Source organism: Streptomyces aurantiaciflavus, from assembly GCF_049808595.1.
In the GTDB taxonomy this organism is placed as follows: Bacteria; Actinomycetota; Actinomycetes; order Streptomycetales; family Streptomycetaceae; genus Streptomyces.
In genome coordinates this window covers 107,399-123,420 of the sequence record NZ_JBNCAQ010000002.1, presented here as the reverse complement: position 1 = coordinate 123,420, position 16,022 = coordinate 107,399, and the positions used below count along the sequence as shown (strand labels likewise).

Sequence of the window (16,022 nt, the reverse complement as noted above, 5' to 3'; positions counted from 1 at the left end):
CCTCTCCTCCCCGCGGTCAGACGCGGGACACCGTCCCGCACGCGGAGTCGTCGGCACCGAGGCCCTGGCTGCGGTCGTACGGGTCCACGGTCGGGCCGGTGGGCTCGGACCCCGTCGGCCCGGTGCTCCTGAACCGCGGGTGCAGGAAGCCGTCGTGGACGTCGCAGGCCGAGTTGCCGATCTGCTGGTCGTACTGGCGTATGACCAGCCGGCCGGAGGTGACGTTGTAGTGCGCGGGGTCGGAAAGCTCCACGTCGAGCACGCGGCGCACGATCGTGCGGGTGACCTCGGTCGAGCCGTCGGTGCGGACGACGGGGTAGACGAAGGTGTAGTCCGCGTGCACGGCGACACCCGCGTACTCGCCCTTCTCGAAGGTGATCCGCCCGCGCGTCTTGACCACGTCACCGACGAGCCGGACCTGGTCGGGGTCGAAGCGGCTGAACAGCAGCAGGGGGTCGTGGTCCTTGTCCGGGGAACGCAGGGACGCGTTCAGCTTGTCGAGGAGTTCCGGCTGCTTGGGGTCGAGCACGGACAGCGCGGCGGCGGGACGTCCGCCACGCAGCGTCTGCGGGTCGAGGTTGGCTCCGACCAGCAGCTTCTTCGTCAGCTGGAGTGCCTGCTCGACCCGTGTCCTCGGGGCCGCCCCGACGGCCTTCGCGGCCGGCAGGACGATACCGGCCTCCCCGTCGGCCCAGCGCAGCGCCGGGGAACCGGCGAACGGACGGTCGAGGGTGGGGGTCTGATCGGGGACCTCGGCGGGCGCGCCGGTCGGGGCGGCGGTCTCCGCGGGCAGAGGGGACGCGGCGGCGGCCTCCGGCTCCCCCGAGCCGAGGGGATCACCGGGCAGCAACGACGGCTTCAGTGCCACGGCGACCGCGGCGAGCGCCAGGAGCACCCCCAGAACCGGCCACACCTTCCGGCGCCGCCCGGCCCGTCCGTCCGGCCCGGCCCGCCACGGCGCGGGCGCCTCTCCTCGGGCGTCCTGCTGCCGCAGCCGCTCGGTGACCATACGGGCGCGAGCGGAGGGCTCCTTCGGCGCGGCCGCCGCGTTGCGTTCGCTCTCCTCGAGGAACGCCCGCAGCTCGTCGTCGGATATGGACGAGCCGTTGTCGGGTTCGTCGGGGGATCTGTCAGCCACCGTGGTCCGTGCCTTCCTTCTGCGCTGGGGTCGTTGCTCGAACTGTAGGACGACTCTGCTGCGTCGGGGCTCGGATCCCCAGGGTCGCGCGCACGTCAGCCCCGGGCCGCCGGGCGGGCCGTCACTCACGCGGTCGGACATCACGGGCGGTCACGGCTCCGTTCGCCCGTCGGGCGTCACAGCGTCCCAACACCCCTTAGGATCCCCCCTAACCCTCCAAGGTCCGCCCCCTACCCCCAAGGCCCCCCATGCCCCGAGCCGGCCTCACCCCCGACCGCCTCGTCGCGGCCGCCGCCGATCTCGCCGACGAGATCGGGTTCGAGAACGTCACCCTCTCCGCGCTGGCCCGCCGCTTCGGGGTCAAGGACGCGAGCCTGTACTCGCACGTCAAGAATGTGCGGGACCTGCGCACCCGAGTCGCCCTGCTCGCCGGCGGCGAGATGATCGACCGGATCGCCGTGGCCGTCGCCGGGCGGGCCGGCAAGGAGGCGCTCGCCGGGTTCGCCGGGGCCTACCGGGAGTACGCGCTACGGCATCCGGGACGGTACGCCGCCACCCAGATCCCCGTCGACCAGGACGTGGCCGCCGACGCCCCCGCCTTCCGCCGCACCGCCGAGATCACCTACGGCATGCTCCGCGCCTACGGCCTCGACGAACCCGACCTCACCGACGCCGTCCGTCTGCTGCGCAGCACCTTCCACGGCTACTGCGCCCTGGAAGCCGGCGGCAGCTTCGGGGCGCCCCGGGACGTCCAGCGCTCGTGGGAGAAGGCCGTCGACGCCCTGCACGCGGCCCTCACCCACTGGCCCCGCGAGACATAGCCCGCTCGCGAGCAGCCCCTGCCCCGCGGCACGCCCCGGCACGCCCAGCGCCCTTCCTTCGCCCGCTGAGGCGCGTCCTTCCGTCCCCTACCGGCCCCGCTCCTTCGCACTCCGCTCCACGCAGAACTCGTTCCCCTCCGGATCCGTGAGCACCGCCCAGCCCGTGCCGTCGGGGTTGCGTCGGTCGTCGACCAGGGTCGCGCCGAGGGCGAGCAGGCGTTCGACCTCCTCCTCGCGGGTGCGGTCCTGCGGCTCGAGGTCGAAGTGGATGCGATTCTTGATCGTTTTCCCCTCCGGGACGGTGACGAAGAGCAGGCCCGCGCCCTCGATCAGCGCCTCCTCGTCACCCGGCTTGTCGTCCTCGTGGAGGGGCTGGCCGAGGACCTCGGACCAGAAACTCGCGAGGGCGTAGGCGTCGGAGCTGTCGATCGTCACATGGCGGATCTTGGAAGTCATGCCGGGGATTCTTGTGCACCGCGCTCCCGCCCGGCAACGCACAAAACCCGCTCATGCCCCGTACCGCGTAACCCCGTTCCGCCCCGGCACCGCATGAGCGCCTGTCCCGAGGGCGGGCCCAGCCGGCAGAAATCTGGCTGATTTCCGCCGCACGGCAACCTTTCCCACTCCCGCGGCAACCCCCGGCCATGACAACTGCACGACGCGCAACGCGCCACCGCCGTGTCCGCGCGGCCCGCAAGCCCGCGATCGGGGCCCTCGCCGCCACCGTGGTCGCCGTCGGCGCGTGGTACGCCACCGCCGGAGCGGCGACCACCGCCCCGAACCTCACGCCCACGAGCACCACCGTCACCCTCGCGGCCAAGTTCCCCTATCTGTCGGCCGGTTACAACAACACGCGCGAGTGGACGCGGACGACGACCGCGGTCGCCCCCAACGGCACGCTCCGGGTGGCCTGGCCCGCCGCGGACGGCATCCATGTCACCCCGCTGACGGCCGCCGGAAAGCGGTCGGGCGCCGACACGGTCGTCAAGGGCGCGAAGGAGGTCGGCGGCCTGGTCGCGCACAACGACGGCTTCGCCCTCCTCACCCGGGTCGCCGACACCAACAAGTGGAAGGAGACGGCGGCCGCGATCGTCCGGTACACGAACGGCAAGCAGACCTTCCGCACCAAGCTCACCGGCACCGCCTCCCACGACACGGCCCCGCTGCTCGACGGCCAACTCACCTGGAACGGCGCGAAGTACGGCGCGTACTTCGTCGTGCACGGCGCGGGCGGCTTCGCCGACGGCCACTACGGGGACAAGCTGACGTACGTCAGCGCCAAGGGCGCCAAGCTCAGCGGCGGCTGGAGCTGGGGGTGCAGCCACAACGAGGGCATAGCCCTGTACCCCGAGAAGACGGGCGCCTTCACCTCCCTCTGCTTCGACGACTGGCGTTCGGGCCTGTTCGTCTCCACCGGGATCGGCGCCCCGGACACCGCTCCCGTCGTGCAGCGCGAGCAGTGCTGGGCGGGCTACTGCGGCGGGACCTTCCCCGGCCGCACCGGCGACCTGGTGAAGTCCGCCACCGGCCGCTACGCCACCGCCTTCGCCTCCCGCGGCGCCGTCTCCGCGAAGAAGAACCCGGACGACGCCAGCGGCCGCGGCTGGACCGTCAAGCCGAGATCCACCGCCCACCAGGTCGCGGTCGCCTTCATGAAGAACCGCAACTCGGGCCCCGGCAAGGCCATCCAGCTCACCAGCACCCCCGGCGTCGAGAACGTCAACGTCCACCTCGCCCCCTACGGCAAGGACCGTCTCCTCGTCTCCTGGGAGTCCATGAAGAACGCCAAGTGCGCCAACGGCACCTGCACCGGCACCTTCACGGGCACCCACCTCCGGCTCATCGACTGGAACGGCAAGTTCCAGAGCGCGGACAAGGTCGTGGCCACCCGGATCACCGGCGACGTCGCGGTCCTCAAGGACGGCGCCCTGACCTGGGCGTACGCCCCCGTGGCACCGACCTACGCGCAGCCGCTGACCGGTGCCTCCCCGACCACGACGACGCTGAGGATCGCCCGCCTCAAGCCCTGAGCGGGCTCCACGCGTCCCCGGCCGCCGCCGACTCCCCCGGTGCCACGCCTACGACCACCGACCCCGGTCGGCGTGTCTCACAGGTGCGGGCACACGCGACGGGGGAGGCCGGCGCCCTGGCGACGGCGGGAAACACGGTTCTGGATCCTGGCGGCGCTGACGACGTCCGGCGCGGTCACCCGTCTGTCCCGGCGTCACCGGCCGTGACCCTGACGAGGTCCCCCGAGACGACGCCTCCGTCCACCACCCGGAAGCACACCTCGGGCCCCTCGCTCCACCGGACGTGGATCTCGTCCGCCCCCTCCACCCGGACGGACACCACGTCCTCCAGCGGGAGGGGTTCCGGTTCGGCGGTGAGCCGGGCGAGGACGACGAAGAGACCGTCCTCTTCGCCGGTCACTCCCGTCAGGGACTCCCCCAGGCCGAAGACGGGTACGGCCTCCGCACGCGCGCCCCCTGCCGCCGCCCACCCCGTCACCCGCACCGGCGTCCCCGGATCCGCCCCCGACACCAGATGCGCCCGCACCTCCGCCGCCCCGCGCACCAGCACGACACTGGTCACCCGCGCTCCCCCACCCGCGGTGTGCCGCGACGCCACCCAGCCGTCCCCCACCCCGAGCGGTTCGATACCGGTACGGCTGGGGTCGTCCCCGACGATCACGCTGTTGTCGTACGACGACGAGGGCGTCGTCACCGTCGAGTACGCGAGCCGCGTGTAGTACGGGTCGTAGCGGACGTCCTCGCTGCCGTGGTTGTGGAGGCGGACCAGGCCGTCCGAACGTGTCGACTGGAGCAGCCAGTTGGGCGGGCCCACCGGACGCACCTCGTCCTCGGTCTCCACCGGGCCGGGTTCCTCCGGCGCCGTCCACACCTCGTGGTCCGACGGGAGGAGCAGGCCGAGGAAGGCCTTGCTCGCCCAGTAGGGGGACGCGGGGCCCGAATACCCCTGCAGGACGGACTCGTCGGGGCCGTGCCAGCCGAGGGTGAGCAGCCCGTGGGCGTCGACCGCCCCCCGGTCCAGGAAGTACCTCAGCGCACCCGACGCCAGCCGGCGCGTCTGTCCCGGCGACAGGGGCGTACGGCCGGTCAGCGCGCCCAGCCACAGCGGGGACGCCGTCGCGAAGCGGTACGTCAGGGAGCGGCCCTGGTGCATCGGGGCGCCGTCGCCGCCGAACAGGCGGGCGTAGTCGGCGAGATGGGTTTCCAGACGGCCGCCGTACAGGTCGAGGAGGCGGGTGTCGTCCGCGAGCCAGGCGTGCAGCACGGTGTAGAGGTGCATGGCCCAGCCGTTGTAGTAGTCGAACTTGCGGCCGTCGCCGTCGGTGTACCAGCCGTCGCCGAGGTACCACTGCTCGACGTGTTCCAGGCCGCGGTCGATCGCCTTGCGGGAGGCCTCGGCCTCGTACCCGATGTCCTGGAGGAAGCCGCCGACCGTGACGGGGAACAACTCCCAGTTGAGGGGCCAGGGTTCGGCGGTGAGGGCGTCGCCGAGCCAGGCGGCCGCGCGCTGCCGTACGGTGTCGTCCAGGCGGTCCCAGAGGAGAGGCCGGGTCAGTCGCAGCGCCAGGGCGATCGACGCGGCCTCCACCAGGGGCTGGCTCCGGTCCTCGATACGCGGCCATACGCCCGCCGCGCCCGCCGCGAGGCCGTCGGCGTAGCGCTCCAGGGCGGTCTCGTCGCGGCGGAAGGCGGCGAGCAGCAGCGTGCGGGCGTAGCCCTCCAGGCCGTCGGAGAGGCGGCCCGACCAGCTCTGGTGGTCACCGGGGAAGTAGTAGAGGGCGCGGTCGGCGGTGGCGTACGGCTCGGTCGCGGCGAGCAGGGCGTCGGCGGCGGCCTCCCAGTGGGCGCGGGTGTAGCCGGTGCGCGGGCTGAGGGTGGGGTCGTCGGGAGGAAGCTGCATGGTTCTCGTTCCTGCTCTTTCCTGCTCTTTCCTGATCTTCCTGTGCTTCGCGCGTCCTCGGTGCGAGGGCCCTGGGACGCCCCGGTTCCGGTCGGGGCGCCCCAGGAGTTCATCCCACCCTGACCTGGCCCTTCGGCACCAGATGCCGGGCGACGAGTTCGTCGCGGACCAGGCCCGCGTAGACCGTGGCGCCGTGCACGGACGTGTGGGTGTTGTCGCGTTTCTCGTTGTAGAGGTACAGCGCCTTGGAGCCCTCGACGCCGAGGGACTCCACCAGTGCCTTCGTCTTCGCCGTCAGGTCGATCAGCGGCACGTCCTCGGCGGCCGCGACAGCGCGGATGACGGCCGGGTGGTCGACGCCGAGGCCGTTGACCAGGAGCGCGGTGTTGTTGTTGAGGGTGCCGTCGGCGTTGAACCAGCGCCGCACGATGGGCGTGACCAGCACCGGCCTGCCGCCCTTCTCGCGCACGCCCGCCACCAGTGCCTCCAGGTTGGCCCGGTAGGTCGTCTCGTCGGTGGTCTTGTCGTTGTGGGCGAGCTGGATCAGGACCAGGTCGCCGCGGTGGATCCGCGGCTGGACGGTGGCCCACAGCTGCGGGTTCGACAGGTAGGTGACCGTGCTCTCGCCGGAGTCGGCGTAGTTGGCCACGGACACGCCCTTGCGCAGGTACTGGGGCAGCTGCTGGCCCCAGCCGGAGTACGGGTCTGCGGGCTGGTCGCAGACGGTGGAGTCGCCGACGAGGAAGATCTGGCGGGTGTGCCGCGCGGGGGTGACCCGGATGTCGGCGAGGGCGGGGGCGGAGCCGCCGAGGGCGAGATCCAGACCGGGGGTGCCGTCCGGCCCTGTGGGTTCGCCCTCCGGGGTGCGCACGTCCACGGTGAAGCTGCGGGCGACACGCTCTCCCGCCGCGGCGGTGGTCTCGGGGAGCAGCGCACGCCGGGTCTCGCCGGTGACGCTCGTGGTGGAGGCGGTGTCGCCGCCGAGGAGGACCTTCACGTCGTACGTGCCGGGCGGGACGTCGAAGTGGCACGCGGTGGCGGTGCAGTTCTCGAGGCCGAGGGGGCGCCCGCCCCCGTGGGCCTGGGCCGGTACGGCGGTCAGGCCGGTGCTCAGCGTCACCGCCGCCAGCAGGGCGAGGTTGAAACGTCTCATGCGCGGCTCCTCGGACAGGGGGCAAGACCTGGCGGCTGGACGGTACCGCTCCCGGCAAGCGCTTTCTAGACCTTGGAGCAATTTCACGAGATTGCCAACCCTGTGCTTGCGAAAGCCCTTTCGCAAAAACCATTCAACTGTCACTCTGACCAACCACCCGCACCCCCACCTCCCGAAGGAGGCTCCCCCCATGTCCGGATCCGTGAACAGACCGGTCCGACGCCGCGCCTTCGTCCTCGGCTCCGCGGCGGCCGCCGGTTCCGTCGCGCTGGCCGGCCCCCTCGCCGGCCCCGCGTCCGCCGCCGGCTTCGGCTACACCGACGACGGGACCCACTACGTCGTCGACACCGGCGCGAACCTGGTCTTCAAGGTCGACAAGTCCAACGGCGACCTGACCTCGCTGGTCTACAAGGGCACCGAATACCAGGGCTACGGCGGCATGAACTCGCACATCGAGTCCGGCCTCGGCTCCTCCACCGTGTCGATCAAGCAGTCCGGCACGACGATCCTGATCTCCGTCACGCACGGCACGCTGAAGCACTACTACGCGGCCCGCAACGGCGAGAACAACATCTACCTGTGGACCAACAAGGCCGACACGTCCGTCTCCGCCACCCGCTACATCGTCCGCGTGAAGAAGGGCCTGTTCCTCAACGACGAGCCCGACTCCTACACGTACACGACCAGCACGATCGAGGCATCGGACGTGTTCGCGAAGTCCGACGGCCAGACCCGCTCCAAGCACTACTCCAGGCTCCGGGTCATGGACTACGACTACATCGGCTGGAGCGCCGGCGGGGTGGGCCTGTGGATCGTGCGCAGCAACCACGAGAAGGCCTCCGGCGGCCCCTTCTACCGCTCCCTCCTGCGCCACCAGAGCGCGGACGGCGGCGGCCTGTACGAGATCCTGTACTACGGCCAGAACCAGACGGAGGAGCAGCGTTTCGGCCTCCAGGGCCCGTACGTCATCGCCTTCACGGACGGCGGCGCGCCCTCCTCGTCGCTGTTCCCGGGCGCCCTGACCACCGCGTGGGCGGACGCGCTCGGCATCTCCGGGTACGTGCCCGCGAGCGGCCGGGGCCGGGTGGCCGGGGTCGGCATCACCGGGCGGAACACGGCGTACCCGTACACGGTGGGGCTCGCCAACTCGGCGGCGCAGTACTGGGGGTCGGCGCGGGCCTCCGACGGCTACTTCTCGGTCGGCGGGGTGCTGCCGGGGACGTACACGCTGACCGTCTACAAGAGCGAGTTGGCTGTATACAGTACACAGGTGACCGTATCCGCGGGCGGGACGACCACTCTGAACACGATCGCCGTCCCCTCCTCGAACGACCCGAGCAACGCGAGCGCGATCTGGCGGATCAACGACTGGACCGGCACACCGAGCGGCTTCAAGAACGCCGACCTGATGACGTACGCCCACCCGTCGGACGTCCGGGCCGCCGCCTGGACCGGCAATGTCGTGATCGGCGGCGGCAGCGAGACCTCCGGCTTCCCCTGCTACATCTGGAAGGACGTCAACAGCGGACTGCTCGTGTACTTCCGGCTGACCGCGGCCCAGGCCGCCGCCGCGCACACCCTGCGCATCGGCGTGACGACGGCCTACGCCAACGGCCGGCCGCAGGTCGTCGTCAACGACACCTGGACCTCGGCCATCCCCTCCCCGCCCACCCAGCCGAACACGCGGTCGCTGACCAACGGGTCCTACCGGGGCAACAACCACACGTTCACCTACAGCGTCCCGGCGAGCGCCTGGCGGACGGACACCAGCCAGTACAACGTGCTGAAGATCAACGTGGTGAGCGGGTCGGGGTCGACCGGCTTCCTCAGCGCGGGGACCTCGATCGACGCGATCGACCTCCTCGCCTGATCATCCGGCGGTGACTCATGTCCCGCGCGTCCACTGCTGGTTCGTCTGGCCGTTGCACGTCCAGGTGATGATCGCGGCGCCGTTGGCGGTGGACGCGCCGGACACGTCCAGGCACTCGCCGGTCGCGCGGGACTTGACGTTGACGTAGCTGCCGGTCGTGGTGAGCGACCACTGCTGGCCGGTGGCCGAGGCGTTGCAGTTCTCCTGGGTGACCGTGCTCGCGTTCTCCTGCACGCACAGGGAGCTGTTGCGGACGACCAGCTGGTAGTAACCGCTGCCGACCGACTTGAACCAGTACTTCTGGTTGTTGCCGCCGTTGCAGTCGTACTGCTTGATCTGGGCGCCCTGCCAGAGGGACTGGCTGGTGACGTCGGCGCACCTGCCGCTGTGCCGCGCGATCAGCGTGTTGTACGTGGCGCTCGTGCCGCTGACCGTGCCGGCGGCCGTGTCGATGGTGACCTCCGGCGACCAGGACATGGTCATCGAGGTCGAGGTGGGGAAGGTCAGCGGCAGCCAGACGTACCGCGAGTCGTTGACGGTCCCGCCGAAGGAGTTGCCCCAGCGGTCGCCCATGTACAGGTACGAGGTGCCCGAGGATCCCTGCACCGGCAGAACGTATGCGGTCTGCGATCCGTACGTCGTCGCGTCGCCGACGTTGGTCATCGCGGTCCACGGGCCGGCGATGCTGGTGGCGGTGGCGTACTGCTGCTGGTTGGGGTTCCAGCCGGTCGCGCCCGAGGTCAGCATGAAGTAGACGTTGCCCCGCTTGAACAGCGCCGGGGCCTCGCGGTGGCCGCCGTGCCAGGGGTCGGCGACCAGGCTCGCGATGCCGGTGTAGTCGGCGGTGAGCCGGTAGATGTGCAGGTCGTAGTTGTCGCGGGCGGCTGAGATCATGTAGCCGGCGCCGTCGGTGTCGACGAAGACCGTGATGTCGCGGGACATGTGCTGGCCGAGCGGGCGGAAGCTGCCCTGCCAGGTGTAGTTGCCGTCGACGGTGTCGGAGACGGCGACGGCGGCACGGGCCTCGCTGTAGTCGGTGCCGTTCTCCTTGTGCATCCACATCACGAACTTGCCGGTGGCCGCGTTGTACATGACCTTCGGCCGCTCGATGTTGGCGGTGGCCAGTTCGGGGGAGCTGGACTGGGTCAGGACGTGGTTGCGGAACTCCCAGTTCTTCAGGTCGGTGGAGCGGTAGGCGTCCACGTACCGGAAGGTGTTGTCGGCGTTGCGGTTCTCTCCGAACCAGTAGTAGTAGGAGCCGACCTTGAGGACCCCGCCGCCATGGGCGTGCACGGGACTGCCCGAAGTGTCGGTGAACTGTATGCCGTTGGCGATCGTCTGCGGTGCGGCCTGGGCCGGTCCCGCGGTGGCGAGGGCACCGAACAGCGCCAGACAGAGGGCGAGCAGGATCGCGTACGCACGTCTCATCTCACACACGCTCCTTCACGGTGTCGGCGACGGGGACGCCGAACTCGGGGGTGCCGTCCGGGTGCCAGCCGAAGGTCTGGAACCGGGTGTGGCGGTTGGGGTCGTTCAGGGGGTCGCCGTCGATCTCCTTGTACGAACGGGCGTGGTAGAGCAGGACGTCGGTCTCGCCGTCCTCGGCGACGGTGAACGAGTTGTGGCCGGGGCCGTACACGCCGCCTGCCTCGCTGGTCGCGAACACCGGGACCGGGGACTTGGTCCAGCTCGCGGGGTCCAGCAGGTCGCTGTCGGCGTCGGCGGTGAGCAGGCCCAGGCAGTAGCGGTGGTCGGTGGCGCTCGCGGAGTAGGTGAGGAAGATCCGGCCGTGGCGCTTCAGGACGGACGGGCCCTCGTTGACCTTGTGGCCGGCGCACTCCCAGTCGTACTCCGGTGCCGACAACCGGACCTGAGGGCCCGTCAGGGTCCATGGGTTCGCCATCGCGGAGAGGAGGACGGCGGTGTTGTGGCCGTCGAGGGAGGGGTCCTGCTGGGCCCAGGCCAGGTACTGGGTGCCGTGGTGGACGAAGGTGGTGGCGTCCAGGGAGAAGGTGTCCCAGGCGGTCTCGACGCGGCCCTTCTCCGTCCACGTGCCCTGGAAGGGGTCGGGGTGGGTGTTCTCCAGGACCCAGACGCGGATCGCCCACTCGTCCTCGGCGGGCGCGGCGGCGAAGTAGACGTACCAGGCGTCGTCGACGCGGTGGAGCTCGGGCGCCCAGATGTGGGCGCCCAGATCGCCGGTGGGGTGGGCGCGCCAGATGACGGACTCGGCGGCGGTGGCGAGGCCGGTCAGGGTGCGCGAGCGCCGCAGGACGATCCGGTCGTAGTCCGGGTGGGTCGCCGTGAAGTAGTAGAAGCCGTCGGTATGGCGGTGGATCTGGGGGTCGGCGCGGTTCAGGACGAGGGGATTGAGGTGCACGCGGCTGCCTCTCGCCGGAGGGTCGTTCGAGACTGCGAACGGTATGTGGAATGACGAACGCCGAAAAGGTAAGGGCACGTTACGAGCAGGTCAACGGGTGTGACGAGACCCGAGGGAAAGCCCTTTCCGGAGTTTCCGGCCGGACGGCGATTTTCTGTTATCGGCCTGCCGCCCGGCCCGTCTCCGACGACGTGCGCAGCCATACCCACAAGACAGCAGCGGCCGCCGGCGCCCTCGCCGCGGTCGCCGCCCTCACCGTCATCGCTCCCCCGGCGGCCGCCGCCGGGGCCCGGGACGTCACCGCTGACGTGCTCGCGGGCCGGGAGGTGACGCTCGGCGGCGACACGGTGGTCACCGTGCCGTCCGGTACGACGACGTACGACGGGGTGTTCCGCGGCGAGGGCACGCTCACCGTGCGCGGCACCGGGACCCTGATCCTGACCAGGGACAGCGACTTCACGCTGCCCAGGTCCCGGCAGCGGCAGAGCGTGCGGACGCTCGGCGGCAACCACCCGTACGTGACCGTGGCCAACCCCGACCCGCCCGCCGTCACCGTCGAGCGCGGCGCGACCCTCCAGTACGGCAACGGCGGGACGACCGGGCTGATCGGCCACTTCCCGTACAACACACCGGCGTTCCGGCTCAACCAGGACAACATCCGGGTCGACGGCACCCTGCGGCTCTCCCTGAAGAGCGCCTACAACCTGGGCACCATCAGCGGCTCCGGGCTGATCACCCAGCCGCGTTTCCTCTGGGGCACCTGGGACCTGTCGGGCACCCACCCCTTCTCCGGGGTGATCGACAACGGCACGCAGGTGAACGCCGGCCGGCCGGAGTACGCGACATCCCTGCCCCGCGTGCGCAAGATCCTCAACCAGGGCACCTTCACCGTGGACACACCGCTGGGCCGGACCGTGACCATGGGCATGGACTTCTACCAGCGCGAGTACGGCAGCGACATCAACGTCCAGTCCCGGCCCGGAAGCAAGGTGATCCTCACCGGGCAGTACAGCTGGTCGGACCAGGGCGGCGACACCGATCCCTCGCTCAGCGACCCGGCCCTGAACTGGACGCCCGCGCGCAAGAACGTCAACAAGCGCGGCACCAACATCAAGGGCGCGAACGTCCAGTGGGGTGACGGCACCACCGACAGGATCTTCATGCCGGGCACCGCCGAAACCGTGTACATCAACCTGCTGGCGGCCCGGGAGCGTTCGAAGCTCACCTTCGACTACAACGGGCCGGTGACGCTCGGCGCCCCCATCGGCGGCGGCCGCTTCCACGACACCCTCTCCGCGCCCGGTGCCGGCGACATCGTCATCGCCGGCACCAAGGGAAACGACGTCACCTTCGCGGCCGCGCAGTACTACGACGGGTCGACGACCGTGGAGAAGGGAGCCGTGCTGCGGCTGGGGTCGGGTACGGCGGGCGGGGACGGCTCACTGCTCACCGGGACCGATCGGCGGCGCATCGTGAACGACGGAACGCTCGTCGTGCGCAACACCAAGAGACCGGTTTCCCTGTCGCGGCTCGGCGGGAGCGGCTCGCTCGTCCAGGCCGGGGCCGCTACGACGACGCTGACCGGATCGGGGGTGACGTACACCGGGACCACGACGGTCCAGAAGGGCACCCTCGCGCTGAAGGACGGGGCGACGCTCGCGAACAGCCGTGCCGTAAAGCTGACCTCCGCGGGGGCCCGGCTGGACACCGGCGGTTCGGCGCTGCGGGTGACGAGCACGCTCGGCGGCACGGGCACGGTGAAAGGAAGCGTCACCAACGAGGGTGTGGTCGCGGGCGGGGTGACGGTGACCGGTGACTACACCCAGGACGCCCACGGCGGACTCGTCCTGCGGGACACGCCGTTGAAGGTGGCCGGGAAGGTGCGGCTGGCCGGGTCCCTGGACCTCTCCGCCGCCGGTGTCGATCCGGCGCGGAGAATCACGGTCCTCGACCACACCGGGCACGGGGCCGTCACCGGCACCTTCGAGGGGCTGAAGGAGGGCGGCGAGGTGAAGCTCGCCGACACCGTTTACCGGATCAGTTACCGGGGTGGGGACGGGAACGACGTCGTGCTGACGGCGACTTCGGCGACTCCCTCGGCCGCGGCGGCGAGCGGTCAGAAGTCGTCGGGCGCGGTGACCGCGGAGACGAGGAGCGCGAGCGCTGCCGCGCGTGGCGGGTTCGGTTGGTGGCCCTATGTGCTGGCCGCGGGGATCCTGGGTCTCCTGATGATGCCGGTCACCTGGCGTACGTGGGGTGGCAGGCGGCGTGGGGGCGGACGGCACGCGGCTTAGGGGGAACGGGCGGCCGGTGCTGGGGGGCGGGCGGCCGAACGCTGGGGGCTGGTACCGGAGGGTGGGTCTCGCCCGCCGGCGCCGGTGGGTGGCGCCTCTGTGGAACCGGTGCACCTCGACGGCACGACTCCTCCGCGGCCAGGGCGGTGCCCGCAGCTACGGCCGCGGCGGCCGCCGCTTGGTCAACGGCCGCTCGGCGCTTGTGGAAACCCCACCTCCGGCGCCAGCCGCCGCGCCTGCGCCGCCCACCCCGCCAGGAACTCCAGCACCAACCCCCGTTCCCGGTAACGGAGTTCCGCCGACACCGTGCGTCCGCCGCCGTAGTCGAGCTGCTCCTCACCGGCCCGCGCGAGCATCAGGGCCGTGATCCAGTCGTACTTCACGGCCGACGCGCACACCCCCAGCCGTACGAGCCGTTCGTCGCCCCGCCACCCGCTCTCCCGCAGGCCGTGCAGATAGGCGTCGTAGGCCGCCGCCGCGTACGCGGGGAGGCGGGCGGCCGGCAGGAACAGGTCGAAAACGGTGTCGGGAAGGTAGTTGCCGAGGTCCTCGCCGAGAGCGCCGTCGCCGGCGAAGGCCCAGTCGAAGGCGACGGATGCCGGACGGCGGCCGGGGCCGACCGTACCGCCCACGCCGCCCGCACCGCTCCCGCCGTCCGAGCGGACGTTCGCGGGCCACAGGTCGAGGTGGCTGAAGGCGCGCGGGAGCCCCTCCATCACCTTCAGGAACCACTCGCGGTCGTGGTGGAGGCGGACCATGGCCGTGCGCAGGCCGGGCGGGAAGTGGTCGCGGACCAGGGGGTGCTGCCAGGCCTCGTCGTCGTCGAGGAGTTCCTGGCCGAGGGTGTTGCTCTCGACGTACTGGCGCAGGAAGCGCCGGGTCAGCCAGGGCCGGTCGAGCTCACCGACGGCCCCCTGGGCGGCGCCGAGCCGGCGGGCGTGCTCGGCGTGCCGGTCGACCGTCCAGGCGGTGGCGGGCTCGCCCGGCACGTCCTCCAGCCACAGCGCCACGTCCCCGTCGGGCCGTTCGACGCGGGCCAGCAGCCGGGGCGCGCGAATGCCGTACGGCTGCCAGAGCTGTGCGAGGCCGGACTCGTAGACATGGGCCTCGCGGCGCCAGTGGTTCCAGTGCCGGGGTTCGTCCGAGGCGGCCCAGCGGCCCTCCGCCTTCTTGGTGCGGGTGAGCACCTTCAACACCGCCGACCGTTCCCCGGCGCGCACCCGCCACACTCCGGCGGTGACACCGTTCTTCGGGTTGTGCATGAGGGGCTCCACGACGGTCCGGCCATTACCGGCGGCCCCGAAGACCTCACGGGCTTCCGTGTCCAGGGAGGCGATGTCGGTCACCCGCCCAGACTAGACGCGCGACCGGGACGGGGAAGGGCCCGATCGCCGACCGGCGTCCCACATCATGGGCGTGCTGTTCATGGACCGGACACACCGGGCCGTCCTCCGGCTGTTCGACTAGCGTCGGGGCATGACCAGCGACACCCCTTCCCCGCAGGCCCCCGCCCTCGCCGAGGCGCTCGCCGCCGGAGCCGTCGTCCTCGACGGCGGCATGTCCAACCAGCTCGAGTCCGCCGGGCACGACCTGAGCGACGAGCTGTGGTCGGCGCGGCTGCTCGCCGAGCGGCCCGAGGCGATCACCGAGGCTCACCTCGCCTACTTCGAGGCGGGCGCGAACGTGGCGATCACCTCCAGCTACCAGGCCACCTTCGAGGGCTTCGCGAAGCGCGGGATCGGCCACGACGAGGCCGCCCGGCTGCTCGCGCTGAGCGTGGAACTGGCCCGGGAGGCGGCCCGGCAGGCCCGGGACAAGGGGGTCACGCACCCGTTGTGGGTGGCGGCGTCGGTGGGCCCGTACGGGGCGATGCTCGCGGACGGCTCCGAGTACCGCGGCCGCTACGGGCTCACCGTGGACGAGCTGGAACGTTTCCACCGGCCCCGCCTGGAGGTGCTGGCGGCCGCCGCGCCCGACGTGCTCGCGCTGGAGACGGTGCCCGACGCCGACGAGGCCGAGGCGCTGCTGCGGGCGGTGCGCGGGCTGGGCGTGCCGGCCTGGCTGTCGTACAGCGTTGCGGGCGACCGGACGCGGGCCGGGCAACCGTTGGAGGAGGCTTTCGCCCCGGCCGCCGACGCGGACGAGGTGATCGCGGTGGGCGTGAACTGCTGCGCCCCGGAGGACGTCGAGGGTGCCGTGGCGATCGCGGCGCGGGTGACCGGGAAGCCGGTCGTCGTCTACCCCAACAGCGGTGAGGCCTGGGACGCCGAGGCCCGCGCCTGGATCGGCCGCTCCACCTTCGCTCCCGAACAGGTTCTGGGCTGGCGGGAGTCGGGCGCCCGGCTGATCGGCGGCTGCTGCCGGGTGGGCCCGGAGGCGGTCGCGTCGATCGCGCGGACGCTGGCGACGGCGTAACCGCCACGGTGGTACGGAGTT

At 71.4% G+C, this 16,022-nt stretch carries 12 protein-coding genes; 5 read left to right on the top strand and 7 right to left on the bottom strand.

Annotated features, from left to right (window positions below):
* Positions 1 to 16: 16 nt before the first annotated feature.
* Positions 17 to 1,138: a serine/threonine-protein kinase gene (locus ACPT94_RS02370; protein WP_360330762.1), complete on the bottom strand. Its 1,122-nt coding sequence runs from the start codon at positions 1,136 to 1,138 to the stop codon at positions 17 to 19.
* Between the two features lie 248 nt (positions 1,139 to 1,386).
* Between ACPT94_RS02370 and ACPT94_RS02365 the strand changes: the two genes are divergently transcribed.
* Entirely contained in the window at positions 1,387 to 1,959 is a 573-nt protein-coding gene (locus tag ACPT94_RS02365) for a TetR/AcrR family transcriptional regulator (RefSeq protein ID WP_360330765.1), read from the top strand.
* Positions 1,960 to 2,046: 87 nt separating this feature from the next.
* On the opposite strand, the gene ACPT94_RS02360 is transcribed toward ACPT94_RS02365, so the two are convergent.
* Complete coding sequence (locus ACPT94_RS02360; protein WP_360330768.1) at positions 2,047 to 2,415, bottom strand: VOC family protein; 369 nt, start codon at positions 2,413 to 2,415, stop codon at positions 2,047 to 2,049.
* Positions 2,416 to 2,603: 188 nt separating this feature from the next.
* On the opposite strand from ACPT94_RS02360, the gene ACPT94_RS02355 reads away from it, so the two are divergent.
* Positions 2,604 to 3,989, top strand: coding sequence for a hypothetical protein (locus ACPT94_RS02355; protein ID WP_360330770.1), 1,386 nt, complete (start codon positions 2,604 to 2,606; stop codon positions 3,987 to 3,989).
* A 175-nt stretch (positions 3,990 to 4,164) separates the two neighbouring features.
* Here the strand turns inward: ACPT94_RS02355 and ACPT94_RS02350 are convergent, their stop codons facing one another.
* Both ACPT94_RS02350 and ACPT94_RS02345 read right to left on the bottom strand, forming a co-directional pair.
* Positions 4,165 to 5,889, bottom strand: coding sequence for a DUF2264 domain-containing protein (locus ACPT94_RS02350; RefSeq protein ID WP_360330773.1), 1,725 nt, complete (start codon positions 5,887 to 5,889; stop codon positions 4,165 to 4,167).
* Between the two features lie 109 nt (positions 5,890 to 5,998).
* Entirely contained in the window at positions 5,999 to 7,042 is a 1,044-nt protein-coding gene (locus ACPT94_RS02345) for a rhamnogalacturonan acetylesterase (RefSeq protein WP_360330776.1), read from the bottom strand.
* Positions 7,043 to 7,232: 190 nt separating this feature from the next.
* Here ACPT94_RS02345 and ACPT94_RS02340 point away from each other — a divergent pair, with 190 nt between their 5' ends.
* Positions 7,233 to 8,912: a rhamnogalacturonan lyase B N-terminal domain-containing protein gene (locus ACPT94_RS02340; protein ID WP_360330779.1), complete on the top strand. Its 1,680-nt coding sequence runs from the start codon at positions 7,233 to 7,235 to the stop codon at positions 8,910 to 8,912.
* A 15-nt stretch (positions 8,913 to 8,927) separates the two neighbouring features.
* On the opposite strand, the gene ACPT94_RS02335 is transcribed toward ACPT94_RS02340, so the two are convergent.
* Positions 8,928 to 10,340, bottom strand: a complete 1,413-nt coding sequence (locus ACPT94_RS02335; protein ID WP_360330782.1) for an RICIN domain-containing protein — start codon at positions 10,338 to 10,340, stop codon at positions 8,928 to 8,930.
* A gap of 1 nt (position 10,341) precedes the next feature.
* The gene (locus ACPT94_RS02330; protein ID WP_360330784.1) at positions 10,342 to 11,292 is read right to left on the bottom strand and encodes a glycoside hydrolase family 43 protein; all 951 of its coding nucleotides are present in this window, start codon (positions 11,290 to 11,292) and stop codon (positions 10,342 to 10,344) included.
* A gap of 191 nt (positions 11,293 to 11,483) precedes the next feature.
* Between ACPT94_RS02330 and ACPT94_RS02325 the strand changes: the two genes are divergently transcribed.
* Complete coding sequence (locus ACPT94_RS02325; RefSeq protein WP_425244955.1) at positions 11,484 to 13,586, top strand: autotransporter; 2,103 nt, start codon at positions 11,484 to 11,486, stop codon at positions 13,584 to 13,586.
* Between the two features lie 182 nt (positions 13,587 to 13,768).
* Here ACPT94_RS02325 and ACPT94_RS02320 read toward each other — a convergent pair whose 3' ends face one another.
* Positions 13,769 to 14,932 carry an aminoglycoside phosphotransferase gene (locus ACPT94_RS02320; protein ID WP_360330790.1) on the bottom strand — a complete coding sequence of 388 codons (1,164 nt, stop codon included), beginning with the start codon at positions 14,930 to 14,932 and terminating at the stop codon, positions 13,769 to 13,771.
* A 130-nt stretch (positions 14,933 to 15,062) separates the two neighbouring features.
* Here ACPT94_RS02320 and mmuM point away from each other — a divergent pair, with 130 nt between their 5' ends.
* Positions 15,063 to 16,001 carry a homocysteine S-methyltransferase gene (gene mmuM / locus ACPT94_RS02315; protein WP_425244954.1) on the top strand — a complete coding sequence of 313 codons (939 nt, stop codon included), beginning with the start codon at positions 15,063 to 15,065 and terminating at the stop codon, positions 15,999 to 16,001.
* Positions 16,002 to 16,022 lie beyond the last annotated feature (21 nt).